24 protein-coding genes are annotated in these 25,026 nt (G+C 62.4%); 10 read left to right on the forward strand and 14 right to left on the reverse strand.

Annotated elements, in window-relative coordinates; genetic code table 11:
- Nucleotides 1-416: 416 nt before the first annotated feature.
- Nucleotides 417-1,466 carry a dipeptidase gene (locus tag ACX3OZ_RS00255; RefSeq protein ID WP_459103624.1) on the reverse strand — a complete coding sequence of 350 codons (1,050 nt, stop codon included), beginning with the start codon at nt 1,464-1,466 and terminating at the stop codon, nt 417-419.
- Nucleotides 1,467-1,653: 187 nt separating this feature from the next.
- Here ACX3OZ_RS00255 and rnr point away from each other — a divergent pair, with 187 nt between their 5' ends.
- From rnr to rpmG, 3 genes are all read left to right on the forward strand, one after another.
- Nucleotides 1,654-3,933: a ribonuclease R gene (gene rnr / locus ACX3OZ_RS00260; protein WP_459097181.1), complete on the forward strand. Its 2,280-nt coding sequence runs from the start codon at nt 1,654-1,656 to the stop codon at nt 3,931-3,933.
- Between the two features lie 4 nt (nt 3,934-3,937).
- Complete coding sequence (locus ACX3OZ_RS00265) at nt 3,938-4,333, forward strand: DUF983 domain-containing protein (protein ID WP_459097182.1); 396 nt, start codon at nt 3,938-3,940, stop codon at nt 4,331-4,333.
- Between the two features lie 93 nt (nt 4,334-4,426).
- Nucleotides 4,427-4,594 (forward strand): 50S ribosomal protein L33, encoded by a 168-nt coding sequence (gene rpmG, locus ACX3OZ_RS00270; RefSeq protein ID WP_046135884.1) that lies wholly within the window; start codon nt 4,427-4,429, stop codon nt 4,592-4,594.
- Between the two features lie 368 nt (nt 4,595-4,962).
- Here rpmG and ACX3OZ_RS00275 read toward each other — a convergent pair whose 3' ends face one another.
- Nucleotides 4,963-6,333, reverse strand: coding sequence for a PleD family two-component system response regulator (locus ACX3OZ_RS00275; RefSeq protein ID WP_459097183.1), 1,371 nt, complete (start codon nt 6,331-6,333; stop codon nt 4,963-4,965).
- A 91-nt stretch (nt 6,334-6,424) separates the two neighbouring features.
- On the reverse strand, nt 6,425-6,796 hold the full coding sequence (locus ACX3OZ_RS00280; protein ID WP_056233995.1) for a response regulator: 372 nt from the start codon (nt 6,794-6,796) through the stop codon (nt 6,425-6,427).
- A 101-nt stretch (nt 6,797-6,897) separates the two neighbouring features.
- Here ACX3OZ_RS00280 and ACX3OZ_RS00285 point away from each other — a divergent pair, with 101 nt between their 5' ends.
- The 6 genes from ACX3OZ_RS00285 to ACX3OZ_RS00310 all read left to right on the forward strand — a co-directional run bounded on the left by ACX3OZ_RS00285 (nt 6,898) and on the right by ACX3OZ_RS00310 (nt 11,841).
- The gene (locus ACX3OZ_RS00285; RefSeq protein WP_459097184.1) at nt 6,898-7,176 is read left to right on the forward strand and encodes a DUF3572 family protein; all 279 of its coding nucleotides are present in this window, start codon (nt 6,898-6,900) and stop codon (nt 7,174-7,176) included.
- Nucleotides 7,177-7,179: 3 nt separating this feature from the next.
- Entirely contained in the window at nt 7,180-8,505 is a 1,326-nt protein-coding gene (locus ACX3OZ_RS00290) for a DNA polymerase IV (protein ID WP_459097185.1), read from the forward strand.
- Nucleotides 8,502-8,960, forward strand: coding sequence for a RidA family protein (locus ACX3OZ_RS00295; RefSeq protein ID WP_459097186.1), 459 nt, complete (start codon nt 8,502-8,504; stop codon nt 8,958-8,960). Before ACX3OZ_RS00290 ends, ACX3OZ_RS00295 begins: the two co-directional genes overlap by 4 nt.
- 113 nt (nt 8,961-9,073) lie before the next feature.
- A complete protein-coding gene (locus ACX3OZ_RS00300) occupies nt 9,074-10,252 on the forward strand; it encodes a GNAT family N-acetyltransferase (RefSeq protein WP_459097187.1) in 1,179 nt (392 codons plus the stop codon).
- Between the two features lie 44 nt (nt 10,253-10,296).
- Entirely contained in the window at nt 10,297-11,421 is a 1,125-nt protein-coding gene (locus tag ACX3OZ_RS00305; protein ID WP_459097188.1) for a hypothetical protein, read from the forward strand.
- Nucleotides 11,422-11,424: 3 nt separating this feature from the next.
- Nucleotides 11,425-11,841, forward strand: a complete 417-nt coding sequence (locus tag ACX3OZ_RS00310) for an HIT family protein (RefSeq protein ID WP_459097189.1) — start codon at nt 11,425-11,427, stop codon at nt 11,839-11,841.
- A 183-nt stretch (nt 11,842-12,024) separates the two neighbouring features.
- Here ACX3OZ_RS00310 and ACX3OZ_RS00315 read toward each other — a convergent pair whose 3' ends face one another.
- Genes ACX3OZ_RS00315 through proS form a run of 3 tightly spaced genes read right to left on the reverse strand, consistent with a single transcriptional unit; the run spans nt 12,025 to nt 15,420 of the window.
- A complete protein-coding gene (locus ACX3OZ_RS00315; protein WP_459097190.1) occupies nt 12,025-12,711 on the reverse strand; it encodes an ABC transporter ATP-binding protein in 687 nt (228 codons plus the stop codon).
- A complete protein-coding gene (locus tag ACX3OZ_RS00320) occupies nt 12,704-14,011 on the reverse strand; it encodes an ABC transporter permease (RefSeq protein WP_459097212.1) in 1,308 nt (435 codons plus the stop codon). The genes ACX3OZ_RS00315 and ACX3OZ_RS00320 overlap by 8 nt, the downstream gene beginning before the upstream one ends.
- 59 nt (nt 14,012-14,070) lie before the next feature.
- A complete protein-coding gene (proS, locus tag ACX3OZ_RS00325; protein WP_459097191.1) occupies nt 14,071-15,420 on the reverse strand; it encodes a proline--tRNA ligase in 1,350 nt (449 codons plus the stop codon).
- A 318-nt stretch (nt 15,421-15,738) separates the two neighbouring features.
- On the opposite strand from proS, the gene ACX3OZ_RS00330 reads away from it, so the two are divergent.
- Entirely contained in the window at nt 15,739-16,059 is a 321-nt protein-coding gene (locus tag ACX3OZ_RS00330; RefSeq protein ID WP_459097192.1) for an MmcQ/YjbR family DNA-binding protein, read from the forward strand.
- Nucleotides 16,060-16,063: 4 nt separating this feature from the next.
- Here ACX3OZ_RS00330 and ACX3OZ_RS00335 read toward each other — a convergent pair whose 3' ends face one another.
- The 8 genes from ACX3OZ_RS00335 to ACX3OZ_RS00370 all read right to left on the reverse strand — a co-directional run bounded on the left by ACX3OZ_RS00335 (nt 16,064) and on the right by ACX3OZ_RS00370 (nt 25,015).
- Complete coding sequence (locus ACX3OZ_RS00335; RefSeq protein WP_459097193.1) at nt 16,064-16,312, reverse strand: DUF1467 family protein; 249 nt, start codon at nt 16,310-16,312, stop codon at nt 16,064-16,066.
- 125 nt (nt 16,313-16,437) lie between these two features.
- Entirely contained in the window at nt 16,438-18,111 is a 1,674-nt protein-coding gene (locus ACX3OZ_RS00340) for a ribonuclease J (protein ID WP_459097194.1), read from the reverse strand.
- A 72-nt stretch (nt 18,112-18,183) separates the two neighbouring features.
- Complete coding sequence (locus ACX3OZ_RS00345) at nt 18,184-19,014, reverse strand: biotin--[acetyl-CoA-carboxylase] ligase (protein ID WP_459097195.1); 831 nt, start codon at nt 19,012-19,014, stop codon at nt 18,184-18,186.
- Complete coding sequence (gene nuoN, locus ACX3OZ_RS00350; RefSeq protein WP_459097196.1) at nt 19,015-20,460, reverse strand: NADH-quinone oxidoreductase subunit NuoN; 1,446 nt, start codon at nt 20,458-20,460, stop codon at nt 19,015-19,017.
- Nucleotides 20,461-20,469: 9 nt separating this feature from the next.
- Nucleotides 20,470-22,038 (reverse strand): NADH-quinone oxidoreductase subunit M, encoded by a 1,569-nt coding sequence (locus ACX3OZ_RS00355; RefSeq protein ID WP_459097197.1) that lies wholly within the window; start codon nt 22,036-22,038, stop codon nt 20,470-20,472.
- Nucleotides 22,038-24,071: an NADH-quinone oxidoreductase subunit L gene (gene nuoL / locus ACX3OZ_RS00360; RefSeq protein ID WP_459097198.1), complete on the reverse strand. Its 2,034-nt coding sequence runs from the start codon at nt 24,069-24,071 to the stop codon at nt 22,038-22,040. Before nuoL ends, ACX3OZ_RS00355 begins: the two co-directional genes overlap by 1 nt.
- 11 nt (nt 24,072-24,082) lie before the next feature.
- Nucleotides 24,083-24,391: an NADH-quinone oxidoreductase subunit NuoK gene (nuoK, locus tag ACX3OZ_RS00365; protein WP_459097213.1), complete on the reverse strand. Its 309-nt coding sequence runs from the start codon at nt 24,389-24,391 to the stop codon at nt 24,083-24,085.
- 15 nt (nt 24,392-24,406) lie between these two features.
- Complete coding sequence (locus ACX3OZ_RS00370; protein ID WP_459097199.1) at nt 24,407-25,015, reverse strand: NADH-quinone oxidoreductase subunit J; 609 nt, start codon at nt 25,013-25,015, stop codon at nt 24,407-24,409.
- Nucleotides 25,016-25,026: the final 11 nt, after the last annotated feature.

Consider the following 25,026-nt stretch of genomic DNA (forward strand, 5'->3'; position numbering starts at 1 on the left):
ACTCGCAAAACCGATGCGACAGCAAGTGGTCGTGGGGAGCTAGGTGCTAGCGGCGGTTCTCCGCCGCCATCGGATAGGCTTGAGGTGCCATGCCTTTCTCGCCATCAGCGGCCGCAAACAGATGTTCGGGTACGCGACGTGGCGATGTATAGCTTGCCAAGCACCATGGGCAACGAACGGCGGCACGCGGCCGGGGTCCAGCACATGATTGACAGAGCCTAAGGGCGGGCATGATAACCTCCTGGCTTCTCACCCATCGGTGGAAGCATGTATTATTGATGACAAAGACGGAACGAGCTTTTGGCTCACTCCTAAGATGGACATTAATTTAGGCTTTTCAATGGCTTGTTTGTCGCAGCGCAGGTAATCTTGTAATCCTTTGGCAGCACTTGACCGCCGACAGGACCTATCCCACCTTAGCCAACTGTCCGCTCGATCATCGCCAGCCAGTTTTCCAGCGCGATCTTGCGCACCAGTTCCTCGCCATAGCCCTTGTCGACCAGCGCCTGCAGCAGTTTGGGCACCCCGGTGACATCGCCGATTTCGGCCGGCATCTGGGCCCCGTCGAAATCGCTGCCCAGCGCCACGCCATCCTCGCCCAGCGCCTCCACCAGCGCATCGACATGGCGCACCATCAGCTCGATCGGCGTATCGGTGTTGAACGCCCCATCCGGCCGCAGGAAGCCGGTGGCGAAATTCAGCCCCACCATGCCGCCACTGTCGCGAATGGCCGCCAGTTGCCAGTCAACCAGATTGCGCGCATGCGGGCAGATCGCATGCATATTGGAATGCGTCGCCACCAGCGGATGGCTGCTGATCGCCGCCACGTCGCGGAACCCGGCGGCGTTGAGATGGGATAGATCGAGCATTACCCCCAGCGCATTGCACTGCCGCACCAGTTCCTTGCCGGCCTCGCTCAGCCCCGGCCCGATATCGGGATCGACATTGTGGCGAAACGGCACCCCGGTGCCAAACGCATTGGCGCGGCTCCAGACGATGCCGATGGAACGCAGCCCGGCCGCATAGAGCACATCCAGCGCCCGGAACTCGGTATCGATGGCCTCGGCCCCCTCGATATGGGCCACCGCCGCCAGCCCGCCCTGCGCCATCGCCGCACGGACCTCCCCGGCCGAGCGGCACACCGCCACGGCACCCGCCCGCTCCAGCCGCAGCAGAACAGAGGCCATGCCATTGGTCGACGCCTGCGCATCCGCCAGCGCCAGCTCGGGCGGCAATTCCCCCTTGGAACTGGCGGCGCTCGCTGTCACCCCACCAAGCCCAGTCTTGAGCGGCGGCGGGAACATGGCGAAGAACCCACCCGCCATCCCGGCCGCCCTGGCCCGCGGCAGGTCGATATGCCCGCCAGCGCCACCATCGATAAAGGCCTGTTCCTGGTTAGGACCAGGCAATTCCAGCAGGCGCAGCAAGGTATCGTTATGGCCGTCGAAGAAGGGAATGTTGGTCATCTGGGCTACCGGAGAATCAGCGATCGTCCCGCCACCGTAGCACCCCTCCCAGCCTCCCCCATCAGAGGGAGAGGCTGGAGGGGGTGGGGCCACACCCACCGCACCCTCTGCCACCCATCCCCCGCAAAAATTGGCAATCGCGACCGGATTGCCCTATCTAATCCTCAACACTTTCAGAAACGACCCAATGGCCAAGCCCACAAAATCTAAAAATACCTCCGGCCCCAAGCGCGCCGTCAGTCCGCGCGCCGATACCCTTCCCTCCCGCGAGCAGCTGCTCGCCGCCCTTGCCGAGCAGGCCGACATCAAGGGCAAGCGCGATCTGGCCAAGCTGTTCGGCATTCGCGGCGATATGCGCCGCCCGTTCAAGGCCATGCTGGCTGAGCTGGAGGGCGATGGCGTCATCACGCGCACCCGAAAAGCCCTGCGCCGCACCGCCGCCCTCCCCCATGTCACCGTGCTCGACATCCCCACCGATGCAGATCCCGATGACCTGCATGCCTATCCGGCGCACTGGAATGACGAGGAAGGCGACAAGCCGCGCGTCACCGTGCTGGGCGGCCGCGATGCCCGCGTTGTGCCCGCCCCCGGCGACCGCATCCTGGCCCGCATCGACGCCGGCGACGGCGAAGTGCCGACCTATACCGCCAAGGCGATGAAGATCCTCGACAAGCCCCGGCGCGGCCAGATCGGCATCGTCCGCATGGACGACGACGGCGCCCGCCTGATCCCGATTGATCGCAAGAGCAAGGAAATGCGCATTCCGCTCGGCGATCTGCTCACTGCCGCCGATGGCGACCTGGTGGAGGTGGAGGTCAAGCTCTCCGGCCGGTTGATGATCCCGCGCGCCAAGGTCACCGCCGTCATCGGCAATCCGATGAGTGAGGGCGCGATCAGCATGATCGCTATTCACAATCTGGAAATCCCCTACCGCTTCCCCGCCGCCGTCCTTCGCGAAGCCGACGAAGCCAAGGAAGCCTCGCTCAAGGGCCGCGAGGATTGGCGCCATATCCCGCTGATCACCATCGACCCGCCCGATGCCAAGGATCACGACGACGCCGTCTATGCCGAGCCCGACAGCGATCCGGCCAATGCCGACGGCCACATCGTCATCGTCGCCATCGCCGATGTCGCCGCCTATGTGCAGCCCGGCACTTCACTCGACCGCGAAGCCTATCTGCGCGGCAATTCGGTGTATTTCCCCGACCGGGTGGTGCCGATGCTGCCCGAGCGCATTTCCAATGAGCTGTGCTCGCTCAAGCAGGGCCAGCCCCGCGCTGCCCTCGCCGTCCGCATGGTGTTCGGCGCCGATGGCCGCAAGCGCAGCCACGGTTTCCACCGCATCCTGATGCGCTCGGCCGCCAAGCTCAGCTACCAGCAGGCGCAGGGCGCCATTGACGGCCAGCCCGACGACACCACCGGCCCGATCCTCGACACCATCCTGCGGCCCCTCTGGGACGCCTACAAGGCCATGACACGAGCCCGCGACCAGCGCGGCCCACTCGATCTCGACCTGCCCGAGCGCAAGATCGTGCTCGATGACAAGGGGCTGGTGAAGGATATCCGCATCCCCGAACGGCTCGATGCCCACCGCCTCATCGAAGAGATGATGATCGCGGCCAACGTCGCGGCGGCTGAAACGCTCGAGGCGAAAAAATCGCCTTTGCTCTACCGCGTCCACGATGAGCCCTCGGCGGAAAAGCTGCAGACCCTGCGCGATTTCCTCGGCTCGCTCGACATATCGGTCAAGAAGTCCGACAGCGTCCGCGCCAGTGACTTCAACGGCATTCTCGGCCAGGCCCGCAAGGCCGGCAATATCGAGCAGGTCAGCGAAATGGTGCTGCGCTCGCAGGCGCAGGCCGAATACGCCCCCGACAATTACGGCCATTTCGGTCTCAATCTCGACCGCTATGCCCACTTCACCTCGCCGATCCGCCGCTATGCCGACCTCATCGTCCACCGCGCGCTGATCACCGCGCTGGGCCTCGGCAATGACGGCCTCAGCGAGGCCGAAGGCCTCCGGCTGGCCGGTATCGCCCAGCACATCTCGGCCACCGAGCGCCGCGCCATGCTGGCCGAGCGTGAAACCTCCGATCGCTTGCTGGCGCAATTCCTCGCCACCAAGATCGGCGCCACCTTCGATGGCCGCATTTCCGGGGTCACCCGCTCGGGCCTGTTTGTGCGCCTGCTCGAAACCGGCGCCGATGGCTTCATCCCCGCCTCCACCCTCGGCCAGGACTATTATCGCTATGTGGAAGACCTGCAGGCGATGATCGGCGACCGTACTGGCGAGAAATTCGCCCTGGGTGACCGAGTCCAGGTACGGCTGCTGGAAGCCGCACCCGTCGCCGGCGCGTTACGCTTTGAGCTGCTGTCGGAAGGCACACGCGTCAATCCGTCATCTTTCCGTCGCGGCACAAAGCGCCCATCTCAGTCCTATGGTCCCAGGGGACGCAAAAAGAGGTAGCGGTATGGATAGCCAGGTCGAGACTTTGGACGTGCGTAGTGTTGGTCAGGCAATGTGGCGCGGCACGCTGTGCAAGTGCCCGCATTGTGGCCAGGGCAAGCTGTTCCGCAGTTACCTCAAGGTGGCGGATAATTGCGATTCCTGCGGCGAGCAGCTCAATCTGCACCGCGCCGATGACTTCCCGCCCTATATCGCCATCACCATTGTCGGCCACATCCTGATCTTGGTCATGATGCATATGGAGATGAGCTACCACGTTAACCCGGCTATCTATCTCTACACCCTGCTGCCGCTGGCAGTGCTCATGCCCCTGGCGATCCTGCCTTCGGTCAAGGGCAGCATCGTTGGTCTGCAGTGGGCCAATCGCATGTATGGCTATGGCACCGGGCAGATCGACTGAACCTGCTTGACAATTGGCCGCAAATCCGTAGTTTGCGGCCAAATTCCGGCGCCGGGGAATCCGCGGCGCCTTCGCTTTTATGAGGACTGACAAATGGCCAAAGCCGCTTCCGTCAAGATCAAGCTCGTGTCGACGGCTGATACTGGCTATTACTACGTCACCAAGAAGAACGCCCGCACCCAGACCGAAAAGCTGACGTACAACAAGTACGATCCGGTCGTGCGCAAGCATGTCGAGTTCAAGGAAGCCAAGATCAAGTAATCTGGCGCCTGCTCGCTCGCGAGAATCAAAAAGCCCCGCATCATTGATGCGGGGCTTTTTGCTGCTCTGTGTGACGTGAGCCTGACTTGCTGTGTGCGGAACGCGAATGGAGTGGCTGGTCCCGAAGCGGCATGTCGAAGAGGCCACTCTGTCCGCATCCGGAACCAGCCGCCCTACGGGACTCAGGAGTTGCGGCGGACCTGAGAGAAGCCGTAGGGAACCCTCAGCGCCGTCCCGGTCGGGAGCTGCGCTGGTGTTGAGGGCAACCTACCCCCAGGCTCCAAAAACTCAAGCAAAAGCAGTCATTTGCGGTCGGTAAAGCTTTGTTAATTATAACAAATAACCCTAACGCGCGCAATTGCGACGGTTCAGGCGGCGTCGAACACCACCCGATTTCGCCCCTCGCGCTTGGCGCGATACAGGGCCACATCGGCCCGCTTGATCAGCGTCTCGGCCGTATCGGCCGCACTTTCATTGAGCGTCAGCCCGGCTGATACCGTCACCGTCAGCGGCCGCCCGGCATTGACCTCGAACACCCGCTCGGCAATTGACTGCCGTACCCGCTCGGCCACCAGTTCGGCCTGCTGGTAATCGGTGTCGGGCATCAGCACCACAAACTCCTCGCCGCCGAATCTGCAAGCCAGATCAACGCCTCTGATGTTCCGCTTGAGCCGCACCGCGAACTCCCTGAGCACGGCGTCGCCGATATCATGGCCATAGGTGTCGTTGACCGCCTTGAAGTGATCGATGTCCAGAATCATCAGCGCCATGTCGCGGTCCTGGCTCTGCGCCTTGCCCAGCATCACGCCCAGATGGCGGTCGAAATAGCGCCGGTTATACAGCCCGGTCATATCGTCGGTCACGGCCAAGGCCATGGTGTTGCTGACGCTTTGGCGCAGCTCCAGTCCATAGCGATGGCGGCGAATCTGGGTGCGCACCCGCGCCGCCAGCTCGTTGCGCTCCACCGGCCGGGAAATATAGTCGTTGATCCCTAGGTCGAGCGCCCGCACCACCTGCGGCTTGTCGCCTTCGTCGGCCATCAGGATGATCGGCAAATTGCGCGAATGTTCCAGCGTCCGGATCTGCGAGCACACCCGCAGCGCATCGAAATCCGCGAGCGCCATCGAAATCAGCGCCAATTCGTAGTGCCCGCCCGTGACCTGGAACACGGCGTCGGCCGGATGCAGCAGGATATCCACGCTATGCTCAGGCGTGAGGTAATTCTTGATCCGGTCGGCATGGCGCTGATCGGTATCGACAATGAGGATCGAGCCCCCAGTTGTCTTGATCTTGTCCATCGCGCGGATGGCGTCTTCGATGGCAATCTGCTGCCCGGTCATGGCGCGGGCGCGCAATTCATCGGTCAGCGACTTCAGCCGCACCAGGCTCTTGACCCGGGCCATCAACTGCATGTCGTCGACCGGCTTGGTCAGAAAATCATCGGCACCGACCTCAAGCCCCTTCACGCGGTCAGAGGGCTGGTCCAGGGCGGTGATCATCAGCACTGGCAGGTGCTGGGTGCGGGGATTGGCTTTCAGCCGCCGGCAGACCTCGAAGCCGTCCATTTCCGGCATCATCACATCGAGCAAAACGATATCGACGTCGGATGTGTCGCAGATTTCAAGCGCCTGCGCGCCGGACGACGCCGTGACGACATCATAATATTCGGCCGCCAGCCGTGCTTCGAGCAACCGGACATTGGTCGGAATATCGTCAACGATCAGTACGCGTGCAGTCACTCTGAGCCCCACCCCCGTGCGCCGGCCAATGAACTGAACCATTGGCGTCAAGCGAACCGATCAGGCAGGCCGGTGGCCCGGCACAACTTGATCAGGCAGGGCCAATATAGCGGGCAATAGTTTCCAGAAAGTGAGGCACCGAGATCGGTTTACTGATGTAACCCTCGCACCCGCCTTGTAAAATCCGCTCTTCATCGCCCTTCATGGCGAAGGCCGTGACAGCAATCACCGGGATATGCGCCAGATCGTCGTCATCCTTCAGCCATTTGGTGACCACCAGCCCGGAGACTTCCGGCAGCTGGATATCCATCAGGATGAGATCGGGATGGTGGGCGCGCGCGAGATCGAGCGCCTCCATGCCGTTACGGGTCTGGATAACGGCATAGCCGCGCGATTCGAGCAGGTCATTGAAGAGCTTCATATTCAGCTCATTGTCTTCAACGATCATCACAGTCTTGGGCATCGATACTTCCTCGCGCCACGCAGGCCGATGGCGGCGCTTCGCTTTGCCGCTCCATTCAGCTACCATTGAATCTCTTACAAAACACCAAATGAGGCCCGGCGGTGCCGCGTACCGAGAAAGCCGACACGTCCCTGGCCGCTTTGGCCGATTCCTGCCTCGGCTATCTGGCAGAAAACCCTGAGGAACTGCTGGCTTTCATGCAGTTTGCCGGCCTCGATCCTGATACGCTGCGTCGCTCGGTGGGGTCTTCCAGCCTGCAACGCGGCCTTGTGGACTACTTTGCCTCAAACGAGCCGATTCTGCTCGCCCTCTGCGCAAATTCGGGGCTATCGCCCGAACAGTTCATGCAGGTGTGGCATCGACTCAACCCATCGGGGTGAATTTTGGCGCTGGATTGGCTCTGCCGCGATTGCCTGACCCATGGCTCCAGCGCCGCCGTACCGGCGCGCTGTCCAGGCTGCGGCTCGCCACGCCTGCGCAGCCATGCCGAGCTATTTGCCCTCACCATCGCCCATGTCGATTGTGACGCCTTCTATGCCTCGGTGGAAAAGCGCGACGACCCCAGCCTGCGCGACAAACCGCTGATCATCGGCGGCGGCGTGCGCGGCGTGGTCTCCACCTGCTGCTATATCGCCCGCCAATCCGGCGTCCGCTCGGCCATGCCGATGTTCCAGGCCCGCAAGCTCTGCCCCGACGCAGTGATCATCAAGCCGGACATGGCCAAATATGTCGGCGTCAGCCGGCAGATTCGCCAGCATATGGACGCGCTGACCCCGCTGGTCGAGCCGCTCTCCATCGACGAGGCCTTTCTCGATCTCTCTGGCACCCAGGCGCTGCACAAGGCCCCGCCGGCACTGGTGCTGGCCCGTTTCGCCCGCACCGTCGAGGCCGAAATCGGCGTCACTATCTCGGTGGGGCTGAGCCACAATAAATTCCTCGCCAAGATCGCCTCCGACCTCGACAAGCCGCGCGGCTTCGCTGTCATCGGCGCTGCCGAAACCCGGTCTTTCCTGGCGCCCAAGCCGATCAGCCTGATTTATGGCGTCGGAAAAGTCTTCGCCGAAACCCTGCGCAAGGATGGCCTCGTCACCATCGGGCAGCTGCAGGAAGAAAAACCCGAGACACTGATGCGCCGTTACGGCGAAACCGGCGCCCGCCTGGCCCGCCTGTCGCGCGGCGAGGACAGCCGCCGCATTTCCTCGGACGGCGAGATGAAGACCATCTCGTCAGAAACCACATTCAACAATGATATCAGCAGCCTCGACGAACTCTCTACCGAACTGCTGAAGGTGACGGAGCGCCTCTCCGAACGCCTCAAGGCCAAGGGCGTGGTTGGCGACACGGTGACGCTAAAGCTCAAATCGGCCGGTTTCCGCTTGCGTACGCGCGCCCGGCATTTGATGATCCCCACGCAATTGGCCAATGTGATCTACGAAACCGGCCGATCATTGCTGGAGCGCGAGGTCGATGGCACCGCTTTCCGGCTGATCGGAATCGGCGTTTCAGGTATCGATACCGCCGATGGCAGCGATCCGGCTGATTTGCTGGAGCCGTCCATTGCCCGCAAGGCCGCAGCCGAACGGGCCATGGACCGGGTCCGCACCCGCTTTGGCCGCGAGGCCGTGATCCGCGGCAAGCTCTACAAGAAAAAACCGGCCAGCACGCCGGACGAACACGACGACGACCAGAACGAAGGCAAGACCAGATGACCAATCCGATCGAAAAGCTCCGCGAATACGGCTACGAACTCCCCGCTTCCAAGGCGCCCGTCGCCAATTATGTGCCGGTCTCCCGGTCGGGCAATATCCTCTATGTCTCCGGCCAGATTTCGAGCAACGAAAGCGGTGTGGTCACCGGCCGGCTCGGCGACAACATGAATGTGGTGCAGGGTGGCAACGCCGCTGAGCTGGCCGCCGTCAACGTGCTGTCGCAGATCGTCCATATGGGCGGCGTGCAGCTGGAAGACATCAAGCGCATCCTCAAGGTGACCGTGCTGGTGGCCTCCACCGCCGAATTCACCGAGCAGCATCTGGTGGCCAATGGCTGTTCCAATCTGCTGGTGGCCGTATTGGGCGACAAGGGCAAGCATGCCCGCGCCGCTTTCGGCGTCGCCGCCCTGCCCTTCGGCGCAGCGGTCGAAATCGAAGCCGTCGTCGAAGTCTAAGCGCGTTTACGAAGCCGCCAGCACTGGCGGCTTCGTCTTTCCAGGGCCCTGCCTTACATTCTCCGGCGAACCGTCCTATTTCTAGGGCCTCTCTTGTTCGCGCCGGACCTGCCTTGGCTGACCAGTCCTCTCTCCACGCCACCATCCATCCCAGCACGGCCAGCATTCCCGCTGCCGTGTGGAACGCGCTTGCGCCCTCGACGGCGGGCGTGCCCGACAATCCCTTTCTAGACCACGCCTTTTTCATGGCGCTGGAAGAATCCGGCTGCGCCACTGGCCGCACCGGCTGGCAGCCGCAACATGTCCTGCTGAGCGACGCCGCCGGGCAGCCCCTGGGATTGATGCCACTGTTCCTCAAAACCCATTCCATGGGCGAATATGTCTTCGACCATGGCTGGGCCGATGCGCTGGAACGCGCCGGCGGCAGCTATTATCCCAAGCTGCAATGTTCGGTGCCTTTCACCCCGGCAACCGCGCCCAAGCTACTGGTGCCCTCCGGCGATCCCGCCATCAGGGCTGCATTGCTCTCGACCGCCCAGCAACTGGCCGGTCAGCGCCACGCCTCCTCGGTCCACGCCACTTTCGTGCCCCAGGCCGAGGCCGACGAAATCGAGGCCGATGGCTGGCTCAAGCGCGTCGACACCCAGTTTCACTGGCACAATCAGGGCTATGCCAGCTTCGAGGAATTCCTCGAAACCCTGTCCTCGCGCAAGCGCAAGACCATCCGCCGTGAGCGCCGCGACGCGCTGGCCGATGGGCTGACGGTGCAATGGCTGAGTGGTGCCGACCTCAAGGAACACCACTGGGACGCCTTCTACGCCTTCTACGAGGACACCGGCGCCCGCAAATGGGGCCGCCCCTATCTCAATCGCGAATTCTTCTCCCGCCTCAACGCCACCATGGCTGACCGCATCGTGCTGATGCTGGCCTATGACGGCGACGAAGCCATTGCCGGCGCCATCAACTTTGTCGGCAAGGACCGGATTTACGGCCGCAATTGGGGCTGCACCCGCGATGTGCCGTTCCTGCATTTCGAATTGTGCTATTATCAGGCCATCGACTACGCCATCGCCCACAAACTGGCGGTGGTGGAGGCCGGCGCACAGGGCGAACACAAGCTGGCGCGAGGCTATGCCCCTGCCACCACCTATTCGGTACACTGGATCGCCCATCCCGGCCTGCGCCACGCGGTCGCCGACTATCTCGAACAGGAGCGAACCTCCGTCGAGCGCAGCCAGGAGCTGCTCGAACAGTTCACCCCGTTCCGCAAGGGCGAGCGCACCGATCAATGAGGTGGGACTATCGTCCTGCCGCCTTCGGCTTTAAGTAGAGACTCATGATCTGGGACATTGTCGTATTCATCCTGCAGGCCGGCCTCGCCTTCGTCGTCTCGACGGCGCTGTTTGACGCGCTGCATTGGACGCTGCACCAGTGGGAAGGCTCGTCCAACCCGCTGCTGCGCAAATTCTCGGCCTGGCACTGGGTGCATCACAAATTTCTCGGCCTCGATATGCAGATCAACCCGGCCTATGCCCGGGCCAATATCTGGTTCCATATCCTGCCCGAATATCTGACTTCGATGCTGGGCACCCTGCCCTTCCTGCTGATCTTCCCCTGGCCGCCGATTGCGCTCGTGGCGGTGATCCGCACCGTCATGCTGGTGATGACGCTGCGCGAGGAAGGCCTGGATTACAACCACATGTCTATGGATCGCGTCGGCGGCCAGCAGGGCCTGCTCTGGGTGGATAATAATTACCACGCCATGCACCACGTCTATCCGCACAATTTCTTCTCGTCCTTCTCCAACGTCTTCGACCTGGTCGTCGGCACCTCCTGCCAGATCAAGGGGCGACGCTTCCTGGTGACCGGTGCCAGTGGCGCCTTCGGCTCCGCCATGGTCGACAAGCTCACCCAGCTGGGCGGCATCGTCGAAACCGCCAAATTCGGCGTCGATTTTTCCGCCGGCAACTATGCCGCCATGCGCGGCAAGCTCGAACAGGCCGAAGTGCTGGTGTTGGCCCATGGCGCCAAGACGGACGACTGCTGGAACGCCAACAATGTCACCTTCTGTGAGCTGACCGAGCTGTTCACCGAGATCGGCAAGACCCGCCTCGCCCCGCCCGAAGTGTGGGCACTAGGCTCAGAGGTGGAATTCCACGGCGATATGGGCATGGAGGAGTTGAAGGCCTATTCCGCCTCCAAGCGCGCCTTCGCGCTACAGGCCCGCGAATATTACCGCTCCAATGCACTGATCTATCGCCACATCGTGCCGTCATCCTTCACCTCACCCATGGGCAAGGGCGCGATGAGCGCGGGCACGGCAGTCAATATCGCGCTGTTTTTCATCCGGCGCGGCTTCCGCTATGTGCCGGTGACGTTGACCGGGCTGGCCCTGCTCAACTATTTCCGTTTTCGTTTTTTCCAGAAGGGGCAGCCGGATGTTTCTCAGCCGGCGGAATGAACCATGAGCTATGATCCATCCAATATCTTCGGCAAAATCCTGCGCGGCGAAATCCCGGCGCATAAGGTGTTCGAGGACGATACCGCATTGGTGATGATGGATATTTTCCCGCAGTCGCGCGGGCATACGCTCATCATTCCCAAGGCAGCATCGCGTAACCTGCTCGATGCCGATCCGGCGGCCCTCTCAGCCGTGATGCCGCTGGTGCAGAAAATCGCCAAGGCGGTGAAAGCCGTGACCAAGGCCGACGGCATCCGCCTCGCCCAGTTCAACGAAGCGCCGGCCGGGCAGACGGTGTTCCATCTGCATTTCCACGTTATTCCGGTTTATGACGGTGTAGCGCTCGGCGCGCATGGCAAGAGCCAAGCCGACAACGCCGAGCTGGCAGCTCTCGCCAAAGATATCGCAGCGGCGCTGTAAGGCGCCAGCAAAGCCGGGTCACGCTCCCTTAGTGGGTGTGACCATTCCGGAAATTATCCGGCTGCCTGGGGCGGCGCTTGAGTGTCAGCGCGGCCACGATTGCCATAGTCCCAATGATCATCAGCAAGGTCATCGCCGTTCTCCTTGAGCAGGAAGAACGCAGTATGCCTCAGTCTGGTCGCATCACAAAATGTGGTCGATCACCAACCCGCCCTTGAGCGTTACAATCCGGTCCGCGCGACGCGCCAGATCATGGTTATGCGTGGCGATCAGCGCGGCAGCGCCCTCATTCTTGATCAGATTGGCCAGCGCCGCGAACACCAGGTCACTGGTTTCGGGGTCGAGATTGCCGGTGGGCTCGTCCGCCAAAATCACCTTGGGATGGTTGGCGGCAGCGCGAGCAATCGCAATGCGCTGCTGCTCGCCACCCGAAAGCTCCGCCGGTCGATGGCTGGCGCGCGGCGCCACACCCAAGAGGTCCAGCAGTTCCATCGAGCGCTTGTCAGCCTCGGCCGGCGACTTGCCGGCGATCAGCTGCGGCATGGTGACGTTTTCGAGCGCGGTGAATTCCGGCAACAGATGGTGGAACTGATACACATAGCCCACTGTCGAGCGGCGCAGCTGGGTACGGCCGCGATCCCCCAGCTTGCTGGTGGGAATGCCCATGATGGCCACTTCGCCGCCCTGCGGGCTTTCCAGCAGCCCGGAGAGGTGCAGCAGCGTCGACTTGCCGGCCCCCGAAGGCGCCACCAGCGCCACCAGCTCACCACTATTGACGGTGAGATTGGCCGCGTCGAGCACGCGGATAATGCTGTCGCCCTGCCCGTAGTGACGGTGGACGTCGGTCAGCACCAGATGTGGATTACTCATAGCGCAGCGCCTCGACCGGATCATATTGGGCGGCGCGCCAGGCCGGATACAGCGTCGCGAGGAAGCTCAGCCCCAGCGCCAGACACACCACCACAGTCACCTCGACCGGATCGGTCTTGGACGGCAGCGATGACAGGAAGAACACTTCCGGCGGGAAGATGGCCACGCCCAGCGTGTTGGACAGGAAGGCCCGCAGCGGCTCGGCATTGGCGGCCACGATCAGTCCCAGCACCACGCCGGTCATCGTGCCGATGACGCCGATAGTGGTGCCGGTGATCGAGAAAATCCGCATGATGGCGCCACGCGTCGCGCCCATGGTGCGCAGCACGGCGATATCCGAGCTCTTGTCCTTCACCAGCATGATCAGGCTGGAAATGATGTTGAACGCCGCCACCAGGATGATCATCGACAGGATGGTGAACATCACCACCCGCTCCACCTGCAGCGCCGAGAAGAAGGTCTCGTTGCGCTGCTGCCAGTCGGTCAGCACCAGCGGGCGGGTCGAGGGATCGGATTGCAGCCGGTTGCGCATGGTGACGATGTCGTCGGGATCATCGATGAAGATTTCCGCCGCCGTCGCCTGGTTGATACGCTCATAGGCGGCGTCGATTTCCTCGTCCGAGGCCAGCGGGTCCAGCGGCCCCATGCCGGGCCTCAGGACCTCGTCGAACATCTTGAAATAGTCCTGTGCCGGCTCGAGCGGCATATACATAAAGAAGCTGTCGAACTCGACCATGCCCAGGTCGAAAATGACATTGACCGGATAGGACTTGATCTGCGGCGTCGAGCCGAACGGCGTCATCGCCCCATTGGGATTGATGATCTGCACCTGATCGCCCAGCGACACGCCAAGCGTCTGCGCCAGCCGATAGCCGATGGCGACGCCCTTGCTCTCGTCCCAGGAGTCCCAGCCGCCCTGCTCCGCCGCATCATGCAGCAGCTTTAGCTTGCTGATATTCTCTTCGTCCATGCCGCGCACGGTGACGCCGGTGGAGCTGCCTCGCCCCGAAGCCAGCACCTGGCCCTCGACGAAATACACGGCAAAGCTCACGCCATCGATCTGCTCCAGCGCCTTCACCGTCTCCTTGTAGTCGGTGAACTGACGCTCGATCGGATAGGCGGTGAAATGGCCGTTGAGGCCAAGGATCTTGGTCAGCAGCTCGGCCCGGAATCCGTTCATCACCGACATGACGACGATCAACGTCGCCACGCCAATGGCAACGCCGACCATGGTCAGGCTGGCGATCACCGAGATGAACGCCTCCTTGCGGCGGGCGCGCAGATAGCGCCCGGCCACCATCCACTCGAAACGCGAAAAGGCACGCGTGCCCTTGTTCAGCAGAGGCGGCGCCGTATCGGTCAAATGTCGGTCTTTCGCTGCGGTTCGATGAGGCCCTTGAGGCGCGCGACAGCATCAACAATCGGCAGCGTTTCGCGCTCGCCGGTCTTGCGGTGCTTGATCTCGGCCTCGCCATTGGCCAGGCCACGCGGCCCGATGATGATCTGGTAGGGAATGCCGATCAGATCGGCCGTGGTGAACTTGGCCCCGGCCCCCTGGTCGCGATCGTCATAAAGCATGTCGATCCCGGCCGCGTTGAGTTCGGCATAGAGCGCCTCGCATGCCGCATCGACCTCGGCCTGACCGGCCTTGAGGTTGATCAGCACGGCCTCGAACGGCGCCACCGACACCGGCCAGACAATGCCGGCCTCGTCATGGAACGCCTCGATGATGGCGGGCACCACGCGGGTGAGCCCAATGCCATAAGAGCCCATATGCACGGCGGTATCCTTGCCATCCTGGCCGGTGACGCTGGCCTTCATGGGCTCGGAATACTTGGTACCGAAGTAGAAAATATGGCCGACTTCGATGCCGCGCGCCGAAACCCGCTTATCCTCGGGAACGGAGGCCTCATACTCGGCCTGATCGACCATTTCCTCGGTCGCCGCATAGAGCGAGGTCCAGTCATCGACGATGGGCGTCAGGTCACCGCGGAAATCGGTATCCAGGGCCGGGATCGGCTTGTCCAGCAGATCGCGATGGCAGAACACGGCGCTTTCGCCGGTGTCGGCCAGGATGATGAATTCATGGCTGAGATCGCCGCCGATGGGGCCGGTATCGGCGCGCATCGGAATCGCGGTCAGGCCCATGCGGGCATAGGTGCGCAGATAGGCCACGAACATGCGCTCGTAAGCCTTGACAGCATCTTCCTTGGTCAGATCGAAGGAATAGGCATCCTTCATCAAAAATTCGCGAGACCGCATGGTGCCGAAGCGCGGACGCACCTCGTCGCGGAACTTCCACTGGATATGATAGAGGTTCAGCGGCAGATCCTTGTAGGACTTCACCGAGCTGCGGAAGATGTCGGTGACCATCTCCTCATTGGTCGGGCCATAGAGGAATTCGCGCTCGTGGCGATCCTCGATGCGCAGCATCTCCTTGCCATAGGCGTCGTAGCGCCCCGACTCGCGCCACAGATCGGCCGACTGGATGGTCGGCATCAGCAGCTCGATGGCGCCGGCGCGGTTCTGCTCTTCTTCAATGATGCGCTGAACCTTCATCAGCACCTTGTAGCCGAGCGGCAGCCAGGAATAGAGGCCGGACGCCTGCTGGCGGATCATGCCGGCACGCAGCATCAGGCGGTGCGAAACGATCTCTGCTTCCTTCGGAACATCGCGCAGCACCGGCAAAAAATAACGAGACAGGCGCATGGGAACTCCCGAAAAGATCAATCGACTCTAGGTTACTGTTGATGCCCACTCAAATCCTACTCGTCCACCCGATGCAAGCATGGAAGGCATGCAGAATCTGCGTGACAGGTCCGATTCTTGTTGTTAGGGTCCCTCGCAATAAGACACAGGCGGTTACAAACTGCCGGACGTCGACAACGTCAAGGGAGGAGCGTTGGCTGCCGCTGTATAGCGTGCCTAAGACCAGCGTATTGTCGAACAAACTCATTTCAGCGGGGCCTTGTGCCCCGCTTTTTTGATTCCGATGCCGAAGTTAATGCGACTTGGAGGCGTTCGATCATGGCCGATGCTGCCACTCTCAGACGCCTGGCCCTTGCCCTGCCCGGCACCACCGAAGCCCCCCATTTCGATCGCCGCGCCTTCAAGGTCGACCGCACCTACGTCACCCTGGCCGCCGACGCGCTGACCGCGAATTTCAAATTCACCCCGGATGAGCAGGACTTCAAATGCCAGCTCGCCCCGGAGGTCTTTGCCCCCATCAATAATGGCTGGGGCCGTCAAGGCTGGACGACAGCCAATCTGGCGGCGGCGACGGAGGCTGACCTCAGCGCTGCCCTGGAACTGGCCTATAGCCACGCGGTCGGCAAACCCAAGCGCTAGTAGCCTAGCGGTTCCAGTAGTAATGCAGCGTTTCGTTCGACATGCCCCACATCAGCAGGCCGGTCATGACGATGGCCACGCCGGTGGCGATCAGCAGGCGTCGCCCCAGGCGCGGCGTGATCGGGGCCCCAGGCTCGGTCCCGGCGGTGATTTCACCCGCCTCGGCCTGGCTGCGGTTGCCGATCGGCAGGACCGCGACAAAGCTGAGCCACCAGACGACGAAGAAAATGGCGATCATCGAGCCGATCTGCATGGAAATTCCCTTCGCGTTGGTGTTGCCTTGATGAATACAACCTGACGCGCTCCCGCGATAGCGGGAACGCCGGTCCTATTGCCGCAGCAAGGGTCGCTCCCTGAGGAACGACCCTTTGCGTGGACCTAGACCCGGTGCACGAACACCGAGACGTTGGGCTTGCGGCCCCAATAGGAATTGACCTCGTTGCGGATGGCCTTGAACAGGGCCGAATTCAGCACTTCGGTATCGCTACGGCGCTTGGGCGGCATCGACTTGAGCACGCCGGCCACGGTGTCTTCCACCAGCTCGGTCAGCGACTCGTCCTCGGTTTCCGGCAGGCCTTCGATCACCAGATCGGGACCGGAAACGATCTGCCCGCCGCCATTGACGCAGAGGCTGACCACGACGTGGCCGCCAAACGACAGCCGGCGACGGCCCTTGACGCCCGATTCCTCAGGCGTGCACAGCACCAGGCCATCGAGATACAGCTCGCCGACCCGCACTTCGGCCGGGAACGACATCGTCTCGGGGAACAGCCGCACCAGATCGCCATTGCGCGCTTCGCACACATTGGCAATGCCCGACTCGCGGCCCAGCTTGGCGTGGGCCTTCAGATGCACGGCTTCGCCATGCACCGGCACCAGCACGTCCGGCTTGACCATTTCATAGAGCTTCTGCAATTCGCCCCGGCGCGGGTGGCCGGTGACGTGCACCAGGCCATCACTCTGGGTGATGACTTCGACGCCCTTGTCGATCAGCATGTTCTGGATGTCGATGACTTCGCGCTCATTGCCCGGAATCGCCCAGGACGAGAAGATCATCCGGTCGCCGGCGGCCAGCTCGATCACCGGATGCTCACCGCGCGCGATGCGGGCGATGGCGGCACGCGCCTCGCCCTGCGAGCCGGTGCAGATCAGCACGATCTTGTTGCGCGGTATGGTGCGATACGCATCCTGATCGAGCAGCGGCGGCAGACCTTCCAGCATGCCCAGTTCGCGGGCAATGCCGGTGATGCGGTGCAGCGAGCGACCCGACATCACCACCTGACGGCCAGCCAGGGCGGCGGCACGCACGATGGACACCACACGGCCGACATTGGAGGCAAAAGTGGTCACGGCCACGCGGTTGGGCGCGGCAGCGATCATCTCGGCCAGTGTCTCGGCGACAGCGGCTTCGCTCGGGCTTTCGCCGTCCTTGAGCGCGTTGGTCGAATCGCAGACCAGAGCCAGCGGCGTCGAGCGGTCTTCGCCGATCTGCTTGAGGCGCGCGACGTCGGTCGGCGCATTCAGCACCGGGGTCGGATCGAGCTTCCAGTCGCCGGTATGCAGCACGCGTCCGACCGGGGTGCTGATCAGCAGCGCATTGGATTCGGGGATCGAGTGGGCGACATTGATCGCCTCGAGCGTGAACGGCCCGATCTGGAACGGCTTGCCCGGACGCATGATGGTGACGTCGACATTTTCGACAATGCCATCGCCTGCCCGCTTCGCCGCCAGCATCGCTGCCGTGAACGGCGTGCAGAACACCGGCTTCTCAAAGCCCGGCCACAGATCGAGCACCGCGCCATAATGGTCTTCGTGGCTGTGGGTGAGCACGAGGCCCAGCACGTCATCGGCGCGCTCTTCGAGAAATTCTGGGTCGGCCATGATCAGCTCGATCCCCGGCAGGTCGGGCCCGCCAAAGGTCACGCCGCAGTCGACCACGATCCATTTGCGCGAACGCTCCGGCCCAAAGCCGTAAGCGCCCATATTCATCCCGATTTCGCCAACGCCGCCGAGCGGCACGAATACGAGTTCGTCCCTTTGGTTTTTAGCCATGGGTCAGTTCAGTCCTTTCGCGCGCAACGCCAAGGCGATCATTGGTCGCCGGTCGCTGCGCAATTGTTGTGGTCAGCTTCGGGCGCTGGCCGTTGCCCCAAAATGAACGTCGCCCGCGGTAATGGCGATGCGACGGTTGTCGTCGGCACGGACGATGAGTCGTCCGCTATCGTCGATGGTTTCAAAAATTCCACGCAGCACTTCGCCGTTCTGATTGACGGCGACTGGTGCACCGATCCCGGCAGCCGAAGCGCGCCAGTGTTTCAGCACATCACCCACGCCACGACCATCATTCCACAGGCCGAAAACCTCGACCCAGGCGTCGCTAAGCGCTTCGAAGACATCTTCAGCCGTTCGGCTGACACCCAGATCGACCAGGCTGGTCGCTGGATAGGGCAAACCCTGCGGCGCGGCAACTGCATTGACGCCGAAGCCGATGACAATGGCCTGACGGCCATCGGGCAGCTTGCTGGCTTCCAGCAGAATACCCGCCAGTTTGCTGCCATCTGCCAGCACATCATTGGGCCATTTGAGCGCAATGCGGGAATTCCCGCCCAGCCCGTCCGCGCCATCAATACCGATCTTGACCAGTCCACCCGGCAGAATCGCCGAGAGCGCCCGGTTGAGCGAGACGCCGGCGACGAATCCCAGCGTTGCCGCCAGAGTCGGATCGGCCTCGGGAACGATCAGCAGCGTCGCGGCCAGATTGCCGTGCGGGCTTTCCCAGGCGCGTCCGCGCCGGCCCCGCCCGGCCGTCTGCTGGCGGGCGGCAAACCAGATGCCGCCGGCATCACCGGCGGCAGCAGCTTCGAGGGCCGCGGCATTGGTCGAGCCAATGCTGTCAAACCCGCGCAGCCGGTATCCGGCTGTGCGCGCTATGGGCCCGAGGGCGAAGTCGCTCACCTAGAACAGGCTTCCGGCGGCAACGCGTGCATAAGAGGCAAGCGGGCTGCCGATGGTGAAATAGTAGGTAACAATGGCAAAGCCGGTCAGCCCCATGATGATGTTGAGCTCACCCGGAACGGCCTCGAACTCCTGTACCGGCTCATCGAAATACATCAGCTTGACGATGCGCAGGTAGTAGAAGGCGCTGATGGCCGAAGCCAGCACGCCGATCACCGCCAGCACATAGAGCTGGGCGTCGATGGCGGCGAGGAAGGCGTGCCACTTGGCAAAGAACCCGGCCAGCGGCGGCATGCCGATCAGCGAGAACATCATCACCGCCATGACAGCCGCGACGAAGGGGCGCGTCCGGGCGACGCCGGCCAGATCGTCGATATTCTCGACAAAGCCCTTGTCCGAGCGCAGCGACAGGATGCAGGCGAACATGCCGATGGTCATGGCGACATAGATCGCCATGTAGATGGCAACGCCCTCGACACCGCCCTGCGTACCCGACGACAGACCGACAAGCGCAAAACCGACGTGACCGATCGAGGAATAGGCAATCAGCCGCTTGATCGAGCGCTGGCCGATGGCCGCGAACGACGCCAGCACCATCGAGGCAATGGACAGGAAGATGACGATCTGCTGCCAGTCACCGGCAATGCCCTGGAAGGTGTCGGTGACCAGACGGATCAGCAGCGCCATGGCGGCCACCTTGGGGGCGGTCGCGAAGAAGGCGGTGACCGGGGTCGGCGCGCCTTCATAAACGTCGGGCGTCCACATGTGGAACGGCACGGCCGAGATCTTGAAGGCCACGCCGGCCAGCAGGAACACCACGCCGAAGATCAGCCCGATCGAGCGGCCTTCGCTGGCGATGGCCAGGATGATTTCCTGCAGATTTGTATGGCCGGTAAAGCCGTATAGCAGCGAGGCGCCATAGAGCAGGATGCCCGAGGACAGCGCGCCGAGCACGAAATACTTGAGGCCCGCTTCAGTCGCCCGGCCGTCATCGCGCTTAATGGCGGCGAGGACGTAAAGCGACAGCGACTGCAGCTCGATGCCGACATACAGGCTCATCAGGTCATTGGCCGAAACCATGGCCAGCATGCCGACCGAAGCCAGCACAATGAGCACCGCATATTCGAACTTGTGCGTCCCCTGCGCCTCGGCATTGGGGAGCGACAGCAGCAGCGAGAACGCCGAGCCACCCAGCACGAGCACCTTCATGTAACGGGCGAAGCTGTCGGCGATAAACACGCCATTGAACAGCACGCCGTCCGCCGGAATGAACAGAATCAGGGCAGCAGCGGCCAGCAGCAGCACCACGGCGCCATACGACACCAGCAGCGAGCGTTCCTTGTTGATCACCACACCGATGAGCAGCAGCACCACTGCGCCGACGGCCAGAAGCAATTCTGGGTAGGCGGGAGCCAGGCTCGCGAAATCCATAACGTCTGAGTTCACGGGACTCTCCTAGTGGGCAGCAGGCGTGGCCGGCGCTTCAGCAGCGGCAGCCGGTTCGGCATGGGCAAGGGGGGCCTGGGCATCGGCCAGCGCAACCGCCGGGTCGGTCCCGGTAACGGTGGCATACTGCGTGACCAGCTTGTTGACCGCCGCTGCCGTCGTATCGAGGATCGGCGCCGGGTAGAACCCGAACACCACCGTCAATATCAGCAGCGGATACAGCATGACCTTCTCGCGCAGATTGAGGTCCAGAATGCCCTTGAGGCTTTCCTTGGTCAGTGCACCGAAAATCAGGCGACGATACAACCACAGCGCATAGCAGGCCGACAGGATCACGCCGAAGGCAGCGCCAAAGCCGACCCAGGTATTGACCTGGAACACGCCGATCATGGTGAGGAATTCACCGACGAAGCCCGAGGTGCCCGGCAGGCCGACATTGGCCATGCTGAACACCATGAAGGCGAGGGCATATTTCGGCATGCGCTCGACCAGCCCGCCATAGGCGGCAATGTCGCGGGTATGCATGCGGTCATAGATGACGCCGACACACAGGAACAGCGCGCCCGACACGATACCGTGCGAGATCATCTGGAACAGCGCACCCTGCACGCCCAGCGCGTTGCCGGCAAAGATGCCCATGGTGACGAAGCCCATATGAGCGACCGACGAATAGGCGATGAGCTTCTTCATGTCGGTCTGCACCAGAGCGACCAGCGAGGTCACGATGATGGCGGCAACCGACAGGAAGAAAATGATATTGGCGAACTGTGCCGAGGCTTCCGGGAACATCGGCAGGCTGAAGCGCAGGAAGCCGTAGCCGCCCAGCTTGAGCAGGATGGCAGCCAGGATCACCGAGCCGGCGGTCGGCGCTTGCACGTGAGCTTCGGGCAGCCAGCGATGCAGCGGCCACATCGGCATCTTGACGGCGAGCGAGGCGAAGAACGCCCACCACAGCCAGGGCTGCCAGGAGCTGGGGAACTGGTGGTTCAGCAGCTTGATGATGTCGGTGGTGCCGCCGCTCCAATACATGGCCATGATGGCCAGCAGCATCAGCACGGAGCCGACAAAGGTATAGAAGAAGAACTTGTAGCTGGCCTGGATGCGGGCGGAGCCGCCCCAGATCCCGATGATCAGGAACATCGGTACCAGCGTGCCTTCGAAGAACACGTAGAACATCGCCAGATCGAGCGTGGTGAACACGCCGATCATCAACGTCTCGAGGATCAGGAATACGATCATGTATTCCTTGACCCGATCCTTGATCTCCCAGCTCGCCAGAATGGAGAACGGCATCAGCAAGGCGGTCAGCACCACGAACAGCACCGAAATGCCGTCCACGCCGACACGATAGCCGATGGTGTCGCCGATCCAGGGATTGTTCACGACGAACTGGAAGCCCGGATTGGACGCATCGAAGCTCTGCCACATCGCCAGCGACAGCCCGAAGGTGATCACGGTGACGATGAGGGCCATCCAGCGGATGGCGTTCTCCGAGGTTTTCGGCGTGAACAGCAGCACCACTGCGCCCGCGAAGGGCAACCAGGTGAGGACTGTGAGAATGCTATTGGTAAAGTTCATCAGATCAGTCCCCCGGCCGTCAGGGCCCAGGTCAGCAGCGCCGCCACGCCGATCAGCATGGCGAAGGCGTAATGATAGACATAGCCGGACTGCAGCTTGGTGACCCAGGAGGTCACGTTCTGCACGCGGCGGCCAAGGCCCTCCGAGAGCTTCTCGTCAATCAGCCAGTCATCGAACCCCTTCCAGAAGGCGCGTCCGATCCACAGAGCCGGGCGAACGAAGATCGCGTCGTAAAGCTCGTCGAAATACCACTTGTTGAGCAGGAACTTGTACAGCCCCGGATTGGTGGCAGCCAGCCGACCCGGCATTTCCGGGCGGCTGATATACATGAACCAGGCCGTGACGAACCCGAGCACCATGGCCACCGTGGCACTCCACTTGACCCAGACGGGAACATGGTGCGCCGCTTCGATGATCTCGTGGTCGACCACAAGCGAGCCGGCAAAGAACTGCTCGACCTGCGCCACGTCACCAAAGAACATGCCGTAGAACACCGCACCCGCCAGCACCGCCCCGAGAGCCAGCACGTAGAGCGGCAGCTGCATCACAGCCGGCGCCTCATGGGCATGGTCATAGGCCGAACCATGCTGGGCATGGGTGTCGGGCTCGGCATGCTCATCATGAGCATGCGTGGCCGGACGCGGTGCGCCGTGGAAGGTCAGGTGGATCAGGCGCCACGAGTAGAAGCTCGTGAACAGCGCCGCGACCACCAGCATCCAGAAGGCGAACATGCCGGTATTGCCACCAACGGCATAAGCCGCTTCGATGATCGAGTCCTTGGAGAAGAAGCCGGCAAAGCCGAGGAAATCCGTACCCGGAATACCCACGCCGGTCAGCGCCAGCGTGCCGATCAGCATCATGGCATAGGTGATGGGGATCTTCTTGCGCAGGCCGCCCATGTTCCGCATGTCCTGCTCATGGTGCATGGCGTGGATCACCGCGCCGGCGCCCAAAAACAGCAGCGCCTTGAAGAAGGCGTGGGTGAACAGGTGGAACACACCGGCCGAATAAGCCCCCGCCCCCAGCGCCACGAACATGTAGCCGAGCTGCGAACAGGTCGAATAGGCGATCACCCGCTTGATGTCGTTCTGCACCAGGCCAACCGTCGCCGCGAAAAACGCGGTGATGGCACCGATGATGATGACCACGGTCAGCGCCACTGGCGAGGTCTCGAACAGCGGCGACAGACGCGCCACCATGAAAACGCCGGCCGTCACCATGGTGGCGGCATGGATCAGCGCCGACACCGGGGTCGGGCCTTCCATGGCGTCCGGCAGCCAGGTGTGCAGCAGGAACTGTGCCGACTTGCCCATGGCGCCCATGAACAGCAGCAGGCACACCACGGTCATCGCGTCGACGTCCCAGGCGAGGAACCGCATCACCGGCAGGCCTTCGGTGGCAAACGCCCCGGCGGCCGCAAACGCGCCGTCAAAGGTGATATTGCCCAGCACCATGAAGGCACCAAAGATGCCCAGCGCAAAGCCGAAGTCACCCACGCGGTTGACCACGAAGGCCTTCATCGCGGCGGCGGTAGCCGACGGCTTGGTGTACCAGAAGCCGATCAGCAGATAGGACGCGAGCCCCACGCCCTCCCAGCCAAAGAACATCTGCAGGAAGTTGTCGGCGGTCACCAGCATCAGCATGGCGAAGGTGAACAGCGACAGATAGGCAAAGAACCGGCTGCGATGCGGATCGTCGGCCATGTAGCCGATGGAATAGACGTGCACGAGGCTGGACACGGTGTTGACCACCACCAGCATGATCGCCGTCAGCGTATCGACCCGCAGCACCCAGCGCAGATCCATGTCACCGACCTGGATCCAGCGCATCACCTCAACCTTGAGGACACCGCCGTCGCCATCGACCAGCCCGCCGCCAAAGGCGACCGGCAGGAACACGGCCCAGCTCAGCACCGCTGCAATCAGCAGCAGGCCGGTGGTGATAATTTCGCTCGTGCGGTGGCCGATGGTACGGCCCAGCAGCCCCGCGACCAGCGCGCCGACGAGGGGCAGGAAAACAATCGCTTGAATCATAGCGGTGGTTCTTAGCCCTTCATCATGTTGACGTCTTCAACCGCGATGGAGCCACGGTTGCGGTAGAAAATGACCAGAATGGCGAGGCCGATAGCGGCCTCCGCAGCAGCCACGGTGAGGATCAGCAGCGCGAAGACCTGCCCCTGCAGATCGCCGAGCTGGGCGCTGAACGCCACCATGTTGAGATTGACCGCGAGCAGGATGAGCTCGACCGACATCAGAATGACGATGACGTTCTTGCGGTTGATGAAGATGCCGAACACGCCGAGCGTGAACAGAATTGCTGCTACGGTCAGGTAGTGACCGAGCCCGATACCCAAGCCCATGTTTGCCTCCTACAGCCCTTGACCGCTCTTGACCTTGACGACTTCCAGCGTCTCGGACGGCTTGCGGCCGACCTGAGCGATGGGATTCTGGCGCTTCACATTGCTCTTGTGACGCAGCGTCAGCACGATGGCGCCAATCATGGCCACCAGCAGCACCAACCCGGCCCCCTGGAACAGGAAGACGTAGCGCGTATAGAGCACCTGCCCCAGCGCGCGGATATTATCGACGCCGCCATCAATCGGCAGCACCGTGGCGCCGGCCACTTCCGGCGAAATCACGAAGCTCCCCGCCAGCAGCAACAGCTCCAGCAGCAGGATCAGCCCGACGACCATGCCCACCGGCGCGTATTGCAGGAAACCCTGCCGCATCGAGGCAAAATCGACGTCGAGCATCATGACGACGAACAGGAACAGCACCGCGACCGCGCCGACATAGACGACGATCAGGATCAGCGCCAAAAACTCGGCACCGGCCAGCATGAACAGGCCCGACGCGTTGAAAAACGTCAGGATCAGGAACAGCACGGCATGCACCGGGTTCCGGGACGAAATCACCATAACGGCCGCCACGATGGCGATGGCCGAGAACAGGTAGAAGAAGAATAGTGGAAGGGTCATGCTCTATTCCT

Source organism: Devosia sp. A369, from assembly GCF_054489345.1.